Annotated in this window: 16 protein-coding genes; 3 read left to right on the top strand and 13 right to left on the bottom strand. The window is 41.7% G+C overall.

Going from position 1 to position 21125, the window contains the following annotated elements; translation table 11 throughout:
• Positions 1-7: 7 nt before the first annotated feature.
• Positions 8-994, bottom strand: coding sequence for a hypothetical protein (locus KHS79_RS08125; protein WP_212718207.1), 987 nt, complete (start codon positions 992-994; stop codon positions 8-10).
• 77 nt (positions 995-1071) lie between these two features.
• Positions 1072-1716 (bottom strand): orotate phosphoribosyltransferase, encoded by a 645-nt coding sequence (pyrE, locus tag KHS79_RS08120; protein ID WP_212718206.1) that lies wholly within the window; start codon positions 1714-1716, stop codon positions 1072-1074.
• Positions 1717-1799: 83 nt separating this feature from the next.
• On the opposite strand from pyrE, the gene KHS79_RS08115 reads away from it, so the two are divergent.
• Positions 1800-2585 carry an exodeoxyribonuclease III gene (locus KHS79_RS08115; protein ID WP_212718205.1) on the top strand — a complete coding sequence of 262 codons (786 nt, stop codon included), beginning with the start codon at positions 1800-1802 and terminating at the stop codon, positions 2583-2585.
• Between the two features lie 79 nt (positions 2586-2664).
• Here the strand turns inward: KHS79_RS08115 and rph are convergent, their stop codons facing one another.
• Positions 2665-3393, bottom strand: coding sequence for a ribonuclease PH (gene rph, locus KHS79_RS08110; protein ID WP_212718203.1), 729 nt, complete (start codon positions 3391-3393; stop codon positions 2665-2667).
• Between the two features lie 284 nt (positions 3394-3677).
• Here rph and KHS79_RS08105 point away from each other — a divergent pair, with 284 nt between their 5' ends.
• On the top strand, positions 3678-4547 hold the full coding sequence (locus KHS79_RS08105; protein WP_212718202.1) for a YicC/YloC family endoribonuclease: 870 nt from the start codon (positions 3678-3680) through the stop codon (positions 4545-4547).
• A gap of 229 nt (positions 4548-4776) precedes the next feature.
• Here the strand turns inward: KHS79_RS08105 and KHS79_RS08100 are convergent, their stop codons facing one another.
• From KHS79_RS08100 to KHS79_RS08060, 9 genes are all read right to left on the bottom strand, one after another.
• Positions 4777-4917 carry a hypothetical protein gene (locus KHS79_RS08100; RefSeq protein WP_212718465.1) on the bottom strand — a complete coding sequence of 47 codons (141 nt, stop codon included), beginning with the start codon at positions 4915-4917 and terminating at the stop codon, positions 4777-4779.
• Entirely contained in the window at positions 4907-5200 is a 294-nt protein-coding gene (locus KHS79_RS08095; protein ID WP_212718201.1) for a helix-turn-helix domain-containing protein, read from the bottom strand. Before KHS79_RS08095 ends, KHS79_RS08100 begins: the two co-directional genes overlap by 11 nt.
• 262 nt (positions 5201-5462) lie before the next feature.
• Positions 5463-6461, bottom strand: a complete 999-nt coding sequence (locus KHS79_RS08090; RefSeq protein WP_212718200.1) for a YecA family protein — start codon at positions 6459-6461, stop codon at positions 5463-5465.
• A gap of 180 nt (positions 6462-6641) precedes the next feature.
• The gene (locus KHS79_RS08085; RefSeq protein ID WP_212718199.1) at positions 6642-7682 is read right to left on the bottom strand and encodes a restriction endonuclease; all 1041 of its coding nucleotides are present in this window, start codon (positions 7680-7682) and stop codon (positions 6642-6644) included.
• Between the two features lie 116 nt (positions 7683-7798).
• Positions 7799-8563 (bottom strand): M48 family metallopeptidase, encoded by a 765-nt coding sequence (locus KHS79_RS08080; RefSeq protein ID WP_212718198.1) that lies wholly within the window; start codon positions 8561-8563, stop codon positions 7799-7801.
• Positions 8564-8587: 24 nt separating this feature from the next.
• The gene (locus KHS79_RS08075; protein WP_212718197.1) at positions 8588-11866 is read right to left on the bottom strand and encodes a type I restriction endonuclease subunit R; all 3279 of its coding nucleotides are present in this window, start codon (positions 11864-11866) and stop codon (positions 8588-8590) included.
• Positions 11867-11943: 77 nt separating this feature from the next.
• Entirely contained in the window at positions 11944-13818 is a 1875-nt protein-coding gene (locus KHS79_RS08070; protein WP_212718196.1) for an ATP-binding protein, read from the bottom strand.
• The gene (locus KHS79_RS08065; protein ID WP_212718194.1) at positions 13819-15027 is read right to left on the bottom strand and encodes a restriction endonuclease subunit S; all 1209 of its coding nucleotides are present in this window, start codon (positions 15025-15027) and stop codon (positions 13819-13821) included. It lies immediately after the preceding gene.
• Positions 15028-15078: 51 nt separating this feature from the next.
• A complete protein-coding gene (locus KHS79_RS08060; RefSeq protein WP_212718192.1) occupies positions 15079-16599 on the bottom strand; it encodes a type I restriction-modification system subunit M in 1521 nt (506 codons plus the stop codon).
• A gap of 660 nt (positions 16600-17259) precedes the next feature.
• On the opposite strand from KHS79_RS08060, the gene KHS79_RS08055 reads away from it, so the two are divergent.
• A complete protein-coding gene (locus KHS79_RS08055; RefSeq protein ID WP_212718190.1) occupies positions 17260-19188 on the top strand; it encodes an SWIM zinc finger family protein in 1929 nt (642 codons plus the stop codon).
• 198 nt (positions 19189-19386) lie between these two features.
• On the opposite strand, the gene KHS79_RS08050 is transcribed toward KHS79_RS08055, so the two are convergent.
• Complete coding sequence (locus KHS79_RS08050; RefSeq protein WP_212718188.1) at positions 19387-20685, bottom strand: inosine/guanosine kinase; 1299 nt, start codon at positions 20683-20685, stop codon at positions 19387-19389.
• Positions 20686-21125 lie beyond the last annotated feature (440 nt).

The raw sequence follows: 21125 nt of genomic DNA, 5'->3' as shown, positions 1-21125 counted from the left end.
TTAAAGTTTAATCTGAGCGAGAGAAGGGAATAGCTTTCCCTTCAATCTCTAACACGATTATATTGCTTTGATAGCCTTTGACGGGATAACGCTTTTGCTCTGAAGTCTGTTCTAGCGCTACTTTGCCCTGCTTATCCGTGGTTTGCCGAGAGTTCACCGTCACTAACAGTGCCTGCTTTTCCGACTTCCAGTTACCTATCCTCAGTGTACGGATGCCAGAAGGCGCATTAGATACCCAGGTTAAGCTGCCTTTTTTGGTTAATATCATTTCATGCTTGGTATCACTAACAGCACCACTAACCCAAATACCATGCAAGTCTTCCTTGGAAATATCGACTACCTCAGGAACCTCTGGCGTATCCTCGCCGGTTAACACTCGAAAACGCTCTATATCTTTCGCAAACTTTGCTTTAACTTCTTCCTGCTCACTACGGCGCCGTTCAATTTCTTTTTCTAACCGCTTGGTTTCGCTATTAAGATGCTTGATTTCTTCTAAGATCCGCTTTGGTACTTGCCGCCCACTCCGCTCAACATTAGCCGCCTGTTCTTCTTTTTGCCCTTTGTTTTGCTGAGTACGCCTAATATCACCTTCAGTGGTTCTTATTTTCTCTTCAATTTCAGCCAACTGACGCTGCATAGCTCGTTCGATATCATCTGTTGAGCTGTACAAGGTCAATAGCGTTTTATCTCTTGCTTCCTGCTGAGCTCGCTGCTGCTCTAGCGCCTCACGAATCAAGTCCTGCTGTTTTTTCTCAATAAGCTGCTCAGGCGTAAGTGCTTTGGGTACTTTTTCTAAGACGCGACCTTTATCATCAATGACCGTATATCCTCCCTTTGCCGCCAGATGCGGAGGTATACTGCTTGAAATAACCATGTTCCCACTTTCATCCACAAAGCGATAAAAACGAAGTGGCTCCGCTCCCCACACCACGCCCGATAGCAAGGAACACGTAATGGCAATTATCAAACTCCGCTTTATATGGTTTTGCATCATCACATAACCTAAACGCACAACATTGTGAGAGTGTTTAAAAGAGTGTTAAGCCTTTACTACCTGTTACCTCAACGCAGTTAAGCAACACCATATTGCTGCCGATACTGCGCAACGGCTTCAGCATACTGCTTGAGGTTTTCATCACTTTTAATAAAGTCTAGTACTTGTTGAAGATTAACAATACTAATAACAGGTATTCCAAATGTTTGTTCAACTTCCTGAATAGCAGAAAGCTCACCTTTACCGCGCTCTTGACGGTCCAGAGCCACTAACACACCCGCAGGCTTTGCCCCTTGATCCTGAATAATCGCCATTGACTCTCGAATTGCCGTACCTGCCGTAATCACATCATCAACAATAACAATATTGCCTTGTAATTCAGCCCCCACAAGCTGACCACCCTCGCCATGCTGTTTGGCTTCTTTGCGGTTAAATGCGAAAGGTGCTTCGCCATGACCTTGGCAGGCCAGAGAAATGGCTACACTGGTCACTAAAGGAATACCCTTGTAGGCAGGTCCAAACAAAACGTCGTAGTTAAGTTGAGCATCCATTAATGCTGCTGCATAAAAACGCCCTAAATGCAGCATTGCCTCACCTGTTTTAAACAAACCCGCATTAAAAAAATAAGGGCTTTTTCGGCCAGACTTTAAAGTAAACTCACCAAAGGTTAAAACCTTGTGCTCAATTGCAAATTTAATAAAATCGCGTTGGTAATTTTGCATGTTAAAACCTAATTATTAACTATTAGGGTTCCACAGATGTTTAGCTCAGGTATCATACACTCTCCTTCAGCAAGGGGCTATGTATGAAGATTATTAGTTTCAATTTGGACGGTATCAGTCGTGCGTGTGAGAAAGGCTTTTTTGAGTGGCTAAACCGACAGGATGCTGATGTTATTTGCCTGCAAAATATTCAGGAAAATGACGCCGAATTGACTGACCAGCGGATTTTCCCAAGCGATTACCTGCACTATTTTTTTTCTGCCGAGCCTGGTCAGCCTGGTGGCGTTGCCATTTATAGTCGAACGCCACCCAAAGCTATCATGACCGGCCTGAATTTTCCCGAAGCCAATACCTTTGGTGCTTACATTCAAGCTGACTTTGATCGCTTAAGTATAGCCAGCATCTGGGTACCTGAGTGCCATCAGACAACCGCATTAAAATCCGCTAAATTTAATTTTCTTGATGCTTATTTCCTACAGCTGGAAAAAATACAGCGCAAACGCCGAGATTTTATTTTATGTGGCTCATGGGAGATTGCCTTAGACCACCATGATGTAGCCAATATTGATAACAAACATACCCTGTCGGGTCACTTGCCAGAAGAGCGAAACTGGATGGAAGATGTACAACGACAGCTGGGGTTTGTGGATGCCTATCGTGTTGTAGATCGTAGTACTGAACAATACACCTATTGGCATAATGAGGAAGCATTTGAACAAAATACAGGTTGGCGCTTTGATTATCCTTTAATTACCCACACATTAAAATCACGTGTGCTTAATGCAGGTATTTACCGTGGACAGCGTTTTTCCAACCATGCACCAGTCATTACCTATTATGACTGGGAGTTACCCAGCGAGCTTTGTTGATTTAAAAATATCCTTTTAAGTAAGGCGACTGTCTGCCACACTGGCAGACCCGCCTAACTTATTTATTGGCTAGCCAATACTAAGGCATAAACACGCCTGCCAACGCATCTCGCTGACAAGCAATCAACTGTTGTATACCTGCTTCGGCCAAATCTAACATTTGGTTCATTTCTTGGCGTGTAAATGCGGCATCTTCTGCTGTACCTTGCACTTCAATCAGCCCACCCTCTTCATTCATGACCACATTCATATCAGTCTGCGCATTCGAGTCTTCGGCATAGTCTAAATCAAGTACAGGCACACCTTGATAAACACCAACAGAAACAGCGGCTACAAAGTGTAATAGTGGGTCAGTCGCTAATAGTTTCTTTTGCTGTAAAGTTTGCAATGCATCGATCACCGCCACCATAGCCCCCGTAATCGAAGCAGTACGAGTGCCGCCATCAGCCTGAATGACATCGCAATCAACATAGATAGTGCGCTCACCTAGTTTGGTAAGGTCCACTGCAGCTCTTAATGAGCGCCCAATTAACCGCTGAATTTCTAAGGTTCGCCCACCCTGCTTACCACGTGATGCTTCTCGCGCCATACGCTCGCCAGTAGAGCGAGGTAACATACCGTACTCAGCAGTAACCCAACCTTTACCCGCACCTTTCAAAAAGCGAGGCACATTTTCTTCAACTGTCGCATTACAAATAACCTTTGTATCACCAAAGGCCACTAAAACAGAGCCTTCAGCATGCTTGGTATAGTTTCGGGTAATGGTCACTTCGCGAAGCTGATCGGGAGTTCTACCACTTGGACGCATAGTGTTTCCTTGTTTAAACGGGAAGATACAATGACTAGTCATTATATACCTTACCGTTGCGGCTTCGCATTATCGCTACCACTTCATAACTATAAATGAGCCGAGCACAACGCAACTGATGCCTAAAAGATTGATCTAAGCGTAATTCGCGAAGAGACTATGCTAAGGTACAATCCACAACCAGTTTACAAAACCCTATTGGCATCTACTTTTAAGCAGAAATGCGTCAGTGCCAAAAATGAGGTAATCCTCGTTCACACAACAGCAAATTTGGGAAATCATACATGACATGCAGCATGACAGCCTTTGCCCGCTTGGAAGCACAAGAATCATGGGGCACCTTGAGCTGGGAAATTCGCTCAGTTAACCATCGTTTTCTAGAACCACACTTCAGGCTGCCAGAAGGCTTTCGTGATCTAGAGTTTGCCCTGCGAGAGCGAATCCGTAAATTTGTCTCTCGTGGCAAACTGGAATGTCAGTTACGTTATGAAATCGCCCCAGGCTTACTTGAAGAATTTACCGTTAATGAAGCCTTAGCTGAAAAGCTCGCCAATACCTGTAGCCGCCTTACTCCCATGTTCAACAGCGTGCAACCCATCGATATGTTAGGCGTTTTACAATGGCCTGGAGTGCTTCAAGCAAATGAAGTAGATCGCGACACCATGAAACAAACGCTACTCACCCACTTTGAAGCAGCACTCAAGCAGTTGGTTGAACACCGCCAGCGTGAAGGCAAAGAGTTACAACAACATATTGAACAACGACTTGCCTCTATTAGCGAAGAAGTCGCCAATGTACGACAAGCGATGCCTGAAATTCTGGATCAACAGCGGCAAAAAATCCTTCAACGCTTTGAGGAAATCAAGCTTGAATTAGACCCAACGCGTCTTGAGCAAGAAATGGTCATGATTACCCAGCGGGCGGATGTTGATGAAGAAATGGATCGACTACAAACTCACGTGACTGAGGTGCAACACACCTTCAAAAAACAAAAAGGCGCTATTGGTCGTAGACTGGACTTCCTTATGCAGGAAATGAATCGCGAAGCCAACACCCTTGCCTCAAAATCTATCAGCACCTCAGCCACACAAAGTGCTGTAAATTTAAAAGTACTGATCGAACAAATTCGCGAGCAAGTACAGAATATTGAATAATTTTTTTTAGTTTAATAATTGTCTACAAAAAAGCCCTGCTGATTAAATAAAATAAATGCAGGGCTTTTTAGCCTCAGTTTCGGATAAGAATTGCAGCCACATCTTTTAGCTTTACAAAAAACTACGCTTCAACAATCCTTTATTTTCCTCCCTAATGGTTGCTAACTGCTTAGCTATCAACTTAATGGTTCTAGGATGTACACCAAAGTCTTTGGCAATAGCAGAAAAGTTAGCCAAAACTACTCAGGTAACCTGAGTCATATTGAAAAAAAACACCTTGTCGATTTTGTGCTAACACACCAACGGTTATAACCTCTCCAGTAGCTAAAGTGCGCAATACAGTGAGCTTTGAAATTGGCTTAAAGCTCATCTTTGAGCACCTCATCAATTGTGGTTGGCATGACAGAGTCAGTTGCTGTGCTTTGTGTTAGCGCATACAAACGTTGAAGATCATCCAAACTCTGCCAAAGAAGCAATAACTGCCTAAATGAGATTTGTCCAGTTAATTCAAATTTTTTGATTGTCGGGGTAGGAACACTACTACGTGCAGCCAACGCATCGCGGGTTAGCTTTGCACGTTCACGTAAACCACGCAGGTGAGCAGCAAAAGCCTTCTGAACATCAGTATCATCTATCAATAAGAGTCGAGTCATAGCACAAGAAACATGGATATAATAGTATCCATTATAGTCGTAAAAGCCCAATAATAGATACTATTGTATCCCAAAATAAATGTTGTGTGCCTTAGCCTTTGCCCTAACCGGCCAGATAGTCATTCAAAAATGGCTTTTTCTAAAAGTAAGTTGCCAATAATTAACTTTAATTAAATATTTTTGATATTGAGTACGCTAACCATTGTGTTTAAGCTCATATTTTCAACCAGGTAAGGATCAATCCAAATCTAGCAATTAATATCTAAACCAAAAATTTAAAGCTCTGTGTTAACAACGGCAAAATGGCAATCTTAGGTGACACTGGCTCACCGTTATTAAACCTTTTCGGGTCCATGGTCACAAAGCCCCAATACTGCAAAAAACGTTCAATGAAACGAGTCTCGATCAAAACACCTAACAGATCTTGTTGAGAACTATAATTGCTCTTTGGCACCTGTTTAACCAAATCGGGAAACGCAGTTTCAACGTCTTTAATTAACCGTTCCAATGAACCATGTGATTGCAATCGCCAGAGCATAAACAACCAAAATGATTTTAGGCTTACATCATCAGACCAACCATCCAAATATCCCCAGTTATACTGTTCAACTACTGTTTCTAGAAGGGGCAGAAAGAAGCCTGCTATCCCTTGCTGCTGATATTGTTTTAGTATGCCATCACTCAGGTGAAACCGCCCACGCTCAAAGTTAATAATGCCCGCTAACTCGGCCAAGACACGGGTATAATGCAAAGCATTAAATTTATCTTCGTTACTTCCAGTATAATCACTGATGCTGGGCATGGTCTCAAATTCAGCCACGGCAAATTCAGGCAGTAAGGCGCTCGCTTGCTGCACTAACTTAGCTGGTAGATTGCCTTTCGCTGTTGCTTTAATTGAACCTCCCTGCTCCACCATAGCATCAAGCATCACAGATAAATAACGCATAACAGGGCTAGCCGACAAATCACTAGGTACACTTATCTTAACGTCAGTTAGTTCATTAAAGGGAGCATATAGCCAATTCGACATTTGTGTCGGCGACAAACCACAAAAATCATCAATGGGGCGATTATTACGCTCTACCATTTTTTGCTGAGCTAAGCGGTTTAACTCGTCCTCTGTCAGCGTCGGATTCATAGCAATGGCTTGTGAAATATCATCAGCAATTTCTGAATACTGTTTTGAAACTGCATCCATACAACAGCGCTTATATTTTTTGCCACTCCCGCAAGGGCAAGGATCATTACGTCCAACTTTCATTTTATCGTTCTCTTATTAGCGCCAATATTTTCTATATGAAACAAGCTGGCTATTAAATGTTACAACTGCGCTACTTATAAACAAGCCCTGCTGATTAAATGAAATAAGTGTAATTTATTTGCATTTATTGCCTAAAAGCACCCAACGCATGTATAAAAAATCTAATTTTTACCTATGTCACTACTCAACCGTTGCAACCATCCAAACACGCTTCAGTGGTAGCTCAGCTTTAATCGATTCATCCAATTTTTCGTAATGAGTAAATAATTGATCAAGTAACTCTTGTTGGCTCCATAACTTTATACGGAAAAAACTACCCGCGAGTTCTTTTTGTACATTTCGTCGAAAGCCTCCCCAGGCAATAAAGATGCATTGATTCGCACCAAATTTCGACATAGCACCAAGCAACTTATCCACAGTAGGTCGATCAACCAGCTCACTACCGGACTTTACTTCAATACAGATATTTTGATGCCCAAATCCCATGGGGCCATCACTTGCTAAAATATCCACGCCCCCATCCGAACCTTCAGGGCTTTGCCACGTCGTATAACCTTGTGCTTCTAAAAGAGCACGAACCAAGCGAGTTAAATGATGGCCTTTAAACTTTGCTTCAATCATCTGCACAATTTGATTATGGGCAAGTTCTTCCAAATCAACATTAGCACTTTCATCATCAGCATCTTGTTCTTTTTCGGTATTGCCTGGAGCAATAATTTGTTGGGTAGATTCAGCCTGCCAACCATTAGCTTCCATTGCTAGAATCCGTTGCTCTGCATTATTGCGCTGAATACGACAAATCGTCATAAAGGCACCAAAGCTATTTAATAAGTCCTGGGAAAAGTGCGAGCGTGGGATAGGTTCATCCATCCAATTCACTTGTCGCCAATGAAAAAATGGATCAGGACCTGCAGGGTTAAACTGATAGTCAGAGTTTATTTTTCCAACATAAATCACCGGTTGAGATTTTGAAGGCAAGATCACATAGTCGCCAACATTCATCTTATGTGCAAACGGCCAAAGTTGACTCACATAGTTAATTAAGCGCTTAGGTTTTGAATCTTTATATAACCCTTCAAGCACCGCCAGTAACTCTGAACGTTGCTGTAAATCAGCTAAATTCTGCTTAAGTTCATCCCAAGTGAGGTACACGCGATTCTCTTGAATGAATTTTTGCTCAAATTCGCCACTTGAACCGGCTCGAATTAACCAAACTGCCATGTTTATTCCTTCCATAGGCTGGTGAAATGCTACTGCTATTTTAATAAGCTCAGTATTAAGCAACAAAATGTTATAAAGATTGTGACGAAAAGAACATCAAAAAGGTATAGGAATTACTAACAAACTCCATTGAGAAGCATAGTTGCCATGTCATCCAATCTTGATTTTACCTTTTCCCAGTTAGGCATCACCTGTCTCATTAAACGGTAAAATCGTTGGCTATGGTTATGCTCTGCTATATGGCAAAGCTCATGAAGAATAACATAGTCGATACACTCCCTAGGCGCTTTAACCAAGTGCGGGTTAAGAGTTAAGCGGCCGTTGGGGGAGCAACTGCCCCATTGGGTTTTCATGATGCGAAGGCGTAATGGAGGCTGCTCAGTTACCCACAGGGCTTGCTCTAAAATGGCACATAAACGTTTAGCAAATACTTCTTGAGCACGAGATTTGTACCACATATCCAATAGCTCTCGTACTTTTTCTGGATTTTTTTGGCGAACAGTCACTTCAAGCTTGCCACGTAACAACTTTACTTGTTGTTTGGCACCAGGATCTGCAGTGACTTTCAACATGTATTGTTTACCAAGATAGTAATAACTTTCACCACTAATATACTGGCGTGGAACAACATGAGTGAGCTGAGCACGAAAATCACGCAATTGCTGGTAAATCCAGCGAGCACGCTTTTTAACCGCGTTTAATACATCTTCATCACTGGCTGCTGCGGGGGCATGAACTAATACACTACAATCAGGGTGTACTTTAATTAATACCCGTTGGGCATTGCTCATGCGATAGGTACGCTCAAAAGCAATGTGCTCGTCGCCATAGTGAAACGCTAGCACTGGTGTTTTTTGACTGGACTCAATCGTTACACTCATTCGTGTTAAAGACACTTTAGGTTGTTAAGCTTCAGATATACCAATACGAGTGATTTGTACCACCCACTCTACTATAGCCTTTGCTTGGTCTATACCGCTACCGATAGTTTTGCATTCTTGAAATAATATAGGTAATAATTGCTTACGAATAGCCGCTTCTATATTTTGTGGGTTAATGGAATTTTCCTCAACAGCCTTTTCGACCAGTGTTTCTATTTTAAAGGCCAAATTAACCCAAGTCTGTTGCTCATTTTCACTTAGTACTGAAAAAGCTGCTGGTAATACTTTCTTAAACACGCCGAAATATTTTTGCGCATGGATATTTCCTGCCAGTGTCTTGGGTATATCATCTAATTGACGCGCTTTGGCTTTTTCTTCAAGTTCATGAAAAATTAAATACTGCTTGAGTGGGTGGTGAAATTGCTGTTCAGCTTCTTCAATCGCTCTACGCAGTAACTTTGAGAATGCTTCCTGAGCATAAGGATCATCACGTAAATCCTGCTCAATCATTTTAGTAACTCGTGTTTTTATAATATCCGTCTCATTACGCGTTTTTTCTTCGCTCCATTGTTCTGGTTTTTGTTGTTGACCCATTTTATTAACCACATAAACACCCTCAGGCTCTTTTATCTCTACTCCAACTACGTGCTTATCTAACAGTTTTTTCACCTGGCTGTCATATTCATCATAGTCAACGGTTTCACCAGTATCTCGTTTGACTACTTGGCGTAAATTAGACAGTTGCTTGACTGTTTCTTTATAGTGGCGACGATCTTCATCGGTAAAACTCTTATCTTCATAAAAGGTGGCGGATTGTAATGCCACTTTCAGGCAACTGGAAAACTCGGTAAGCGCCTCATAAAAGTCATCACGTACTTTTAAATTAGCATCAACTAGCTCACCATCCCTTTCAACAATTTTTGGGATTAATACCTGACGTAATTGTTCAATTTGACTTTTATTTTTAACGCCACTAAAAATACTCCAAAGCTTTTTGTAGAGCTGGGGCAAACGCTTATACTCAGTATTCATTTGATTATAGAGGCCAGCAATGTCATTAATATCATAGCCTCCTTGGGTTCGAGATGCTAAGTCCTGATATTTTTGGATAGTGGTATCAAGCTCCGCTAAAATACCACGATAATCAATTAACAGGCCAAACTTCTTTTGTGGATGCAAACGATTCACTCGCGCTATAGCCTGGATGAGGTTGTGTTCTTTAAGTGGTTTATCGATATAAAGTACTGTGTTTTTTGGCTCATCAAAACCCGTCAGCAGCTTATCCACAACAATCAATATTTTAAGCTCATCGTCTTTATTAAAGCGCTCAATCACTTGTCTGGTGTAGGCTTGCTCTTCCTGATTACCTACATTCTCTTTCCACCATTGTGTTATTTCTGGCATTGAAGCTTCATCAACAGTTGTGTTACCTTCACGAGTATCCGGTGGGCTCATCACCACTGCACTTTCAAATAACCCTGCCTCATCTAAATATTGTTTATACTTAATAGCTGATTCTTTACTATCACAGGCCAGTTGGCCTTTTAAACCCTCATCAATATTTCTCACAAAATGATTGGCAATATCTAATGCGATTAAGCGCAGTCTGTCTTTAGATTGATAGACTTGTCCTTTTTTAGCAAATTTTTGCTTTAAGTCTGTCTTTTGTTCGCTCGTCAAACCTTCAGTGATACGGTCAAACCAGCTGTCAATTGCTCGCTCATTCACATCGAGATCAGGGATACGTTCTTCATAAAGCAGAGGTGTAACTGCCTGATCTTCCACTGCACGTTGCATGGTGTAAGCGTGAATGATGGGGCCAAATTTATTGGTCGTTTTGTCTTCTTTTAATAGTGGCGTGCCTGTAAATGCAACAAATGCGGCATTAGGTAATGCCTGCTTCATTTTAATATGGTTTTCACCGCCTTGACTGCGATGACCTTCATCGATCAACACAATAATATCAGCACTATTATTTTTACAAACCGGTAGCTGAGTGGCGCTATTAAACTTCTGAATTAATGAAAAAATAATACGCTCATTACCTTGACCAATCTGTTCCGCCAGGCGTTGCCCTGATGTTGCCATAGCAACAGCTTTATCTTTTTTTGCCGCAAGTTCTCCGCTGGACATAAAAGTACTACTGAGTTGACTCTCAAGATCTCTCCGGTCGGTTATGACTACAATACGACATTGCTTAAGTGCGTCATGTAATATTAATGCTTTACTTAAAAACACCATAGTGAACGACTTGCCTGAGCCTGTCGTATGCCAAATCACGCCACCTTCACGACCGCCTTTATTATTATGAGTACTGATGCGCTCAATTAAGCGCTTAATGCCAAATACCTGTTGATAACGGGCGACTATTTTCCCTTTTTTTTTATCAAACAAGGTAAAGAAGCGGGTCATTTCTAGTAATCGCTTAGGCGTTAATAAACTAATAAGTAATTTATCTTGTCCTGTTACGATCAGTTCGCCGCTAGCAATGAGTGTTTCATACCAATCTGTGTCTTTCGCTGGTCGATGACTAAAAATAGCTATTTTTTGTTCAGTGGTAAGTTTTTGGTTTTTCAAACCTGTCATTTCAGTTTCACTGATATCTTCTTCACGCCAGGTTGCCCAAAATTTTGCCGGTGTACCACAGGTGCCGTAACGCCCATCAGTTCCATTAATTGATAGCAATATTTGGCTGTAGGCAAATAGATGTGGCACTTCATCATTGCGCTGATTACGCAAGCATTGAGAAATCCCTTCTTCAACAGTTGGGCCTTTTTTGGCCTGGCTATCTGGGCGTTTTGCTTCAATAACAACAAAAGGAATACCATTCACAAAACAAACAATATCAGGTCGGCGACTTTCTATGCCATTACTGCGTAACACAGTGAATTCTTCAGTAAAGAGAAAACTGTTGTTTTCAACATTATGCCAATCAATCAGGGGGATGGTTGGGTTTACTTTTTTACCATCAATAAACTCTGTGACTGAAATACCATAGAGCAAATGGTTGTAGAGCTTTTCATTCGCCGCTATTAAACCTTCGTTAAGCGCTGGACTGGCAATGATGCCAATCATATTGTCGATTGCTTTATCACTTAACCTGTGGCTTTTACCATTAAATACAAAGCTACGTTTTTGCAGTTCATGCTTGAGGATACTTTTTAATACGACATCGTTAGCATTATTGTTACGGACTTTTAATGCTTGTTCTGGGGATAAAAGTGTCCAGCCAAGTTTGCTCAGCAATGTTAACGCAGGGATTTTGGCACTGTATTCTTCTTGAAATTTTGGGCCGACTTGCATGGTAAGTCCTTGTTTTATACGGCTACTGCTTTATATTTAATTCAATTAAGTCATCAACTCAATAATGAGTTACAAATTTAAATGGGGTGATCCTTGAGCCACTCTTTCCCTTTAGGAGTAATTTGATAAGCTTGCTCAGGGTGTTTGATTACATCCGGATAAAGGTAGTTAATCAGCCCTTCTTTTCGTAATGGGGTTAAATGACTGGTTTTAAGCCAATTAACCTGCTTGCCTAAATAAGTAGCCAGTTGCTCGGCACTCTGTGGGCCTAAAGAACATAATTCTAAAATGACTGGCCACAGTTTATTTTTCCGTGCTTTAGGGCCTAGATGGCTGATGGCATTTTGTAGTGATTCAGATAGCTCACTTGTATTTGCTTCAAGCTCACTTGTATTTGCTTCGAGCTCACTTGTATTTGCTTCGAGCTCACTTGTATTTGTATCAGCCGATACTTTGCTAGACAGCTGGTAATAGGTTGAAGGTCCTGCGCCTGCTTTATCAAGAAGTGCTAGTTGGTGGCTTAAACGACGGAGTACTTGGCTTGCACCTAAAGTATCCAAACCACTTATTGAACGGAGGGTGGCATTATCAATCGTTCCCGTTTCCTTCGCCAGCACCAGTGCTTTTGCTTCTACATCGGTTAGTTGCAAGGATGAAAATTGCTTTAACCACTCCAGCTGTTCTGCATCCATTAACTGGTGTAATAAGTAGGTGGCAGTAAATTGGTTTTCCAGTTGGTGATTGGTAAAAACGGGCACAGTAAGCCCTGCTTCGGTTAATAAGCGGCGCATGGTGCGAATGCCAGTGCCTTTGGTTTCGGCAAAGTCTAGGTCATATAATACGGAGGCTAAAATCGGGTTGCGGAGCTGCGAGCCCATTTCACCCAGCATGGTTTCTGGCTTTAAGGAGTAACCCGCATTGCGAATTTCCAGCCGGTTACTGTAACGCACCACCAAGGTTGGTTGATTTACTTGGTAGTCACGATGCATAAGTGCATTGACTACGGCCTCTCGAACCACTTTGTGAGGCAGTAATGGTTGGTCTGCCCGTTGCGTTTCGCCTTCTTTTAAAATGAAGTGACGAGGCATATCATCCAAAATAGTGGCTTCTAACCGGGTAATTAGCCGAATAATCGGTTCGCGAAAGTCTTGGGTCGTTGCAAAGCGCTGGTCTGGGTCTTCTACCCATTGGGTGCCTTGAATACGTACATAATCCACCCTAACGACAGGCAGTAAACGACGTAGAGAGAGCGGTTTAGCCAATAACAATAGCCCAGCTACATTGGGTAGATAATTGCCATTACGTTTTTCTACCAGCCTTAATGCACGTAGCATTTCCTCATCACCGGCTTGCAGCTCTTCGGCTTGAGGGCGCACTCGGGAGCGTAGTTGCCGGTAAAGCTCAATGGCAGAAGGGTCTAAATCATTCCATTCTGCATCAGCTAAAATAACCTGCTCAAAACTTATCCCCGATTTAGCCAGTAATAATGGTGCTAATTCTAGTTGAGAACATTCATAATCACCATTTAAGCCGCGGCGCCATACCCCCGTTTTACGTTTATTTTTACTGCCATGTTTGCCAATAAAACCACAAGGTTTGGCGGCTGGGTCTAACTCAGGCACAAATACACCAATCACCAGCTGTCCTTCAATAGCGGTATGTTGGCTTTGGACTGGTATCGCACAGTCAAATTGGGTACGACAATTGCCCTGTAATTCGTTCAGTAGTTTATCGGTATCAGTAACACCTGTTACCCAATAATTGTCGTGTGTTTCATCTGGCTCAGAAATACCCAGTAATAAAAACCCACCACCTAGACCAGGCTCATTAGCAAATGCACAAACCGTTTGCATAATAGAGTCGCCAATATGCGTGGCGCGTTTTGCCTCGATGCGAGGGTGTTCATCCAGCGCTATTAATTCCTGATAAACCTCCTCCACCGACCAATCCATTTAAGCAACCTCCAACTCGTCAACGTTAACTCGGCGTTTACCGGTTAATAATTGCTGCATTAAGGCTTTTTTCTCTTGTTTTAAGCAATCGAGTTTTTGTTGGAGGATTTCGATTTCTTTGTCAGCGGTTGAGAGTATAGTGGCGATTTTTTGTTGTTCTTCTAGTTCAGGGGCAAAAACTATGAGGTCTTTTACAACATTCCAGTCTGCTCGAGGCATATGAGTACCAGATGCTACATTGGTAGAGTCTATAAAAAAGTCCATTTGCACTAGTTGGTGTAAATATTCTGGAATTGACTTGTTCCTATTTACGCTGAGAACCCATATTTCTGTAGAACAAACACCTTCTCGATCTGCTAACCAATACTTTCTCAAATAGGGTCTTAGTTTTCCAAAAAGAATGCAGCCTTTTGTAAATACAGATTTTGTACTAACAGCCTTATGTGTTGTAGTTGATCCAAGTAAAGCAGATGTGCCCTGAGATATATGTTCAAGCTCTATGCATTCTTTCTCTTCACTTTCATTTTGAGGGTTGAATTTTTTTTTGTTAAGATCTGCAATATCTGAAAAATGTAGCTTTTCCCACTCTCCACTAAACCCCGGCAAACGCTTTTTACCTGTTAACAACTGCTGCATTAATGCTTTTTTCTGTTGTGTGCTATTAGTTAGTAGTTGTTCTGTGGTGGTAATGGCTTTGTCCCAGGTGGATAGGATTTTGGCTATTTTTTTTTGTTCGGAAAGTGGAGGAACTGGGATTTCAAAGCCCTTGATTCTTGTTAATGCTAACTTTGGTTGAGCATTTTGTGTCTTCTCAGCTTCCACCTTGTTTTGAATAATGGGGGAGCGTAAAACCTCGAATAAGAACTTCTGGTTGATTTTTAAATTCGTCAACTTATCCGCATTCTCAGTTAAGTTTGCCCCATCCAACGACTCAGGAATAATCCCTGTAATACCCAATCCATTACCGGCCACAGATATAAAGACGTCATCTTTGTTTATGATGTAGCGAGAAATTTTAGGGGCAATATTTACTGGAACATACAAGATCCCACTTTCGTCCACAGTTCCATTTTTCATATCTGTGACTCGTATGTAAGGAAATCCAGTATTTTCTTTTACTAAAGAATAACCTTTTGGAAGACGTTTACCGCCTTTCACGTCAGCTATTTCTTCTATACGCTTGAGCTCCCATCCGGTAGGAAGTTTCATTGTGCACCTCCCAAATTCAAGAGCGTGCTTTCATCTGAACTAGTAATTCTATCAGGCACCATAACCAAGCTCCTCCAAATACCCAGCCATTTCCACTTCTAGCTCTGCCAACTGAGCCTTTAATTGTTCCCGCTGTTGTCGCACAGCTATCAAATCAATTTCTTCCTCTTCTTCAAAGGTATCTACATAACGAGGGATATTCAGGTTGTAATCGTTTTCTTGAATTTCTTTTAAACTGGCGACGTAGGCGTATTTATCGACATTTTCACCACCACGATAGGTATTAACGATTTTATCGATATTGTCTTGAGTAAGTAGGTTTTGGTTTTTGCCGGCTTTAAATTCTCGGCTGGCATCGATAAACATGACGGAATCATCTTGTTTATCACGAGCAAATAATAAAATAGCGGCGGGTATACCCGTGCCGTAAAATAATTTTTCTGGCAGGCCAATTACGGCATCTAATAAATTTTCGTCAATTAATTGCTTGCGGATTTTCCCTTCACTGCTGCCGCGGAATAATACGCCATGGGGGACTACTACACCCATTCGGCCACTGGTGGGGTTGAGGGTTTCGATCATATGCAGGATAAAGGCATAGTCCCCTTTGGTTTTAGGTGGAATGCCTCGGCGGAACCGGCTGAATTTATCGTGCTCTGCTTCGTCATGCCCCCACTTATCTAGCGAGAAGGGCGGGTTGGCAGTAACAATATCAAACAGCATTAAATTACCGTTTTTATCCAGCAATTTAGGGTTGCGGATGGTATCGCCCCATTCAACTTTGTGGTTGTCTTCACCGTGCAAAAACATGTTCATTTTGGCTAATGACCAGGTTGAGCCAATCGCTTCCTGGCCGTAGAGTTCATAGTTTTTGCTGTTGTGGTGCTCTTTTACTTTTCGGCCACATTTCATTAATAACGAGCCGGAACCACAGGCTGGGTCGCAAATGGTATCGCCGGGTCTTGGGTCAAGCAACTCAGCAATCAGCTCAGATACTTCAGGTGGGGTATAAAACTCACCAGCTTTTTGTCCGCCGCTGGCAGCAAAGTTTTTGATTAAGTATTCGTAGGCATTACCAATGACATCCAGTGAACCGACCCGGCTGGGCTTCAGGTTGAGTTCAGGTTTGGCAAAGTCTTCCAGCAGGTGGCGTAAGATAGTGTTCTTTTGTTTTTCTTCACCGAGCCGGTCAGTGTTAAAAGATATATCCTGGAATACACTCTTACCGGCGTCTTTTAATTTGTTGCCATTCGCTTCTTCAATGGCATGCAGTGCCTGGTCAATGCGCTCACCATTACCAGGCTCGTGGCGGTGTTCCCAGAGTGTGTAAAAGCTGGCGGATTTGGGGAGCACAAAGCGCTCCTGCTTCATTAGCTCTTCAATCAACGCCGGCTCATCACCATGTTCTTTTTGGTATGCTTCATAATGGTCTTGCCAGACATCACTGATGTACTTCAAGAACAGCATAGTTAGAATAAAGTCTTTATAGGTATCGGCACTGATGGTACCTCTGAAGGTATCACAGGCTGCCCATAAGGCCTTGTTGATAGATTCTTGATTGATGGATGTCATGCCTATAAGCCTATTACCAAGTGTATATGCTGTTTACATAAGGCCAATGATACATCACTCGACAAAAGGCCCCAAACGTTTCTACGACACTCTCTGCCTCTTATTTCTAAAAACTGCGAGAAAAACATTTGCACCACTTTGTTAATGCAAAACTCAAAAAAACAGCCTTCCTGTAAGCTAAAGGACATTTCTAAACCAAAGTTCTCTCTTAAGCAAAGCTTACAATCCTAAAGCACAATGTTGGCAAAACGACGGGTGAGATTGTTTACGGAGCAACTGCCGGGAGCAGTGTGAGGGGCAGAGGCCATGGACGGCCTTCTGATACGGGCGAAGTAAATAATCTTATCCGTCGTGTTTTCCCTCATACCCTTCGCGAATCACTCAATATCTTTCAATAATCATTTCTTCATAGCACTCAGCCTAATGGGCCAGCTAGCACCTTTAAAATAACTATTGTTTAAAATATCGTGTGCATCAGTACAGCACAAGAAGCAATCAACCCTGTAGCCTTGTTGCTACTAACGCCCTTCAAGCTACCAATAACCATTAATGCTTAATACTACAGATGTTCATTACCTAATGTTCAGAGTATAGTTGTGGACCTACGACTACCTAAAATTGTCTCCAGTAATGGCAAATGGACGAGTTAAGAGTGTTGCAATGACAAGTATTCATCAGTTTATCCCAAAGCTAACCATTAATGATTTGTACGACTGGGCAAGTGTTTCTATTGTTAAGCGTGGTAAAAGCTATATTGGTTATGTGGGTGATATTTTTATCACCGAACAAGATGAGTTGGTTGCTGAAGTTGAAGGCACTGAGTTTTATGTAACCCGTATACTTCTAGATAAAGAAAACCATTTAAGTGCTGATTGTAGCTGTCCTTACTATGCAAATTGTAAACATGCTATTGCATTGATTTTGAAAGCTGGACAGTATTTAAAAAGTGCAAAAAAATTTCCATTACTCACCGAAGATGATGATCTCTATTATGAGATTTATGATGACGACAATGAAGATGACGAATCTTTTTCTGAAATTAATAGCGAAACAACACTCTCCAATTATGAATTAAAAATACATCAAGTACTGATTAAAAAAAGCCATGAAGAGCTATGTGATTTCTTAATAGAAATAACGAATAGATATCCTGAAATAAGAAAAACAATTTTAGAAAGTCATCGCTTTAATCATAGTGGTGTTAAGCAACAGGTTGCATTACTACGCAAAAAAATAAAAGAACTAAGTCGAATCGATGCCTGGTCTAACCACTGGGACAATGACAGTAATATTCCAGATTATGCCCCTGTTCGCATTCAATTAAAAGCACTATTAAAGCAAGGTCATGCAGATGATGTTCTGCAACTAGGGGAGTATCTGTGGCAGCTGAGTTATGACCAGGCACAAAATGCCAATGACGAAGGTGAAACAGCAAGTGAGCTTGGCGAATGCATGGAAATTATTGTACAAGCACTGCCTGATACGAGCCTATCCCCTGTAGATCAGCTACTGTGGCTTATTGATCGGCAGTTAAATGACGATATTGGCGTATTAGATATTGCCTCTAATCAATTCGATTTTTCAAGATATACGCCGACTGACTGGCAACACGTTGCTGATAGTCTTATAAAAAAATTAGACGTAATGCCTACGTTATCCGCAAACAGAAGTTTTTCTAAACGTTATTATCGTAAGCAATTAGTAGAAAAAATTATTGACGCCCTAAAAGCCAGTGGTCAGTCAGCAAAAATAGTATCTCTACTGGAAACAGAAGTGGAGCAGTGCGAAAATTACCAAGACCTTGTCGATGAATTACTAAGCATCGGTGAAGCCGAAAAAGCCCGACAGTGGTGTATTGATGGTTTTTATAAAACATTGGAGGATTCGCCAGGAATAGCAAGCCAACTGCAAAAGCAATTATGTGAAATGGCCAAAAAAAATTGTCAGTATGATTTAATCGCTGCTTACCATGCGCAAAGTTTTTTTAATATGCCTTCTCTAGATACCTATCAGGTTTTACAAAAAGCTTGTGAAAAAATAGACTGCTGGGATGAGATTCGCAATAAAATTATTAATTATTTAGAAACGGGTCAGCGACCTGATTTGACAGCCAAAAATAATCGTAAACGAGACTGGCCATTACCTAAACCTGAGGTGCTCTACCCTCAAGAACAAAAGTTTAAAAAGATTTTTCCTGATTACGACTTACTCATTTCAATAGTCATTCACGAAAAGCGTAATGATGATGTGGTAGCCCTCTATTTAAAAAGCCAAAAAGAAGGTTATAACAGTCATATCAGCCGTTATAGCCGCTTTCAAAAAGATATTGCAGAAGCCGTTGCCAACAGCCACCCCAACATTGCATTAACAATTTGGGAGCAAATTGTTGAGTCATTAATTGCAGAAGTAAACGCTAGGTCTTATATAAGTGCCATCGATTATTTACGTAAAATGTATGTCGTGTATAAAAATAATAATCGCCTAAAGGAATGGGAAAAGCATATTGCTAGAATTCGTTCTGAACACAAACCCAAAAAGCGCTTGCAACAAGAACTTAACGCACTTGTTAGCGAAAAAGTGGTTGGGTGAGTTTTATACAAATTCACTACCACGCTTGAAATTAACAAGTGACATCGACATATGGTGTGAGCTGGCTGTTTCTAACATTACTTATACATCAAAGTAATTGTATATAAGAATAGCCTTTTAAGAGCACCTGAAATAAAAAGCCAGGAACAAATATCCTGGCTTTTTTAAATCAATTGAAACAAAGCTACTTATAAATAATTACATATCCCAATATGCTTCTTCCAAGCTGTCTTCCCGCTCTGGTAAGCCATGCGCTAAACGTGGTGAGCTTTGTACAAGGATTTCATAGCTTACCCGGTTTGCGTATTTACAAACCTGCGCAAAAGAAGAATATGTCATATAATTGCGGTCGTGCTTGCTTGAGCTGGGCATAACTTTATTGTGGAAACGATTTGCTGCCATATCATGTAATAAAGCCGCTAACGCTCCATCACCTGCACCATTGGTATTTACAATACGTTCTGGGCCCCCCATAAACGGACTTATGTGGGAAATTACTTTAATGGGTTCTTCGCAATTTTCTTTGAGTAATGGCCGAGAGAATTCATAGCGGTTGTATTCAGGGATAACGCCTGATTTTAAAGGATATTTTGTAATTCGCGCACATTGTTTATCAGTGTACCCACCAAAATATAAACCGGCTGGTCCTGCAGTCAACAATACCATATCAGCCATATCTAATAATTTATCTATAGCCCCTAATGGATCTGACTCACCTGTTAGTGCTTCAGCTTCATCTTCATTACAAGCAACCAGATTAACATGAGCACGGATAAAGTCTTCGATTTCATCACGGTACTCAGAAACCATAAAATGAGTACCGAGCGTTAGGCCTACAGGCAGGTTTCTGGCTTTGGCAAGCTCAATACTTTTTTCCATGGCCTCATAGATAGTGCCATGCTCACGCGTACGAAATAGATAAGCATTAAACACAACCGCTGAAGCACGCTCAAAGGCTTCTTCAGGTATAGACTCAGCTTTAAGCAAGTCCATATCCCCAGGCAAAATAACAAAGCTACGCTCACTGTCTGGGGTGATTAAGGTCAAAGCACGACCAATACTCCGTACTGGTTGCATATAGTCTAAGTTAACGCGGGTACTGGTCGTTCTAAGGAAGTGATAAGCAGGTGAACCCACATGAATGGGATCAGCCATGACACCTAGCTGAATAGCGGGCGCATCTGCCAAGATAGAAAAGTTATGTAATGTATTACCAATGGTACTACCCGCTTGCTGATTACGGATAAGTCCTTGATTGGTTAAGTCAGCCAGGATTGCTTCACCAACGTCAGGGGCCGGCAAAACGGAGGTGCCAGGCTGAATGCCATACTTTTCCATAAACTCGTAGGTGACATGGGCTTCAATATCGACCAAGGTCTGCTCAACACCAACCAAGGGATAGACCGCTTCAGCAATAAGATCACGCTCAGGGGAAAAGGGACGTGGCGTGCCCACGGGAAAGTAGTGTTTAACTTTGCGCTTGCCTGGAAACTTCATGACTAAGAGACTTATCCGCAAAACGCGCTATTGTAGTGGCTTCAACGCTTAATGCCAATGGGTAGAGGCCGAAAGATACAAGCGTTGCTTAATTAACTTCTAGCCTGCTAGGGCCTGTTAACACTATTTGAATCACCACTGCCGTAGACTATTTTTTCGCCTAGCAAGGCACAAGGAATGCTGTGTAGTCATTCTACATAAATGACTTGTAACACTGCTAGGTGGAAAAATAATCACGGCCCGAAGGGTTATGACGGTAAAAGCACTACTCGTTGTTGCTCATTGTTCATTTAGAACCACTAAACTTCACTCTTCGCGCCTAGATTAGTGCTTTTACCGTCATAACAGTGATATTCAAGTAGTGTTAACAGGCCCTAGACAAGACCTGTCTAGCGGCTTTTTCTTATACTAGCAGTCCAAAGCACTTAACGTGTTGTTTA

Origin of the sequence: Zooshikella ganghwensis (assembly GCF_018263875.1) — a bacterium.
GTDB lineage: Bacteria > Pseudomonadota > Gammaproteobacteria > Pseudomonadales > Zooshikellaceae > Zooshikella > Zooshikella ganghwensis.
The sequence above is the reverse complement of the archived record's forward strand: the minus strand, read 5'-3'. Positions and strand labels throughout refer to the sequence as shown.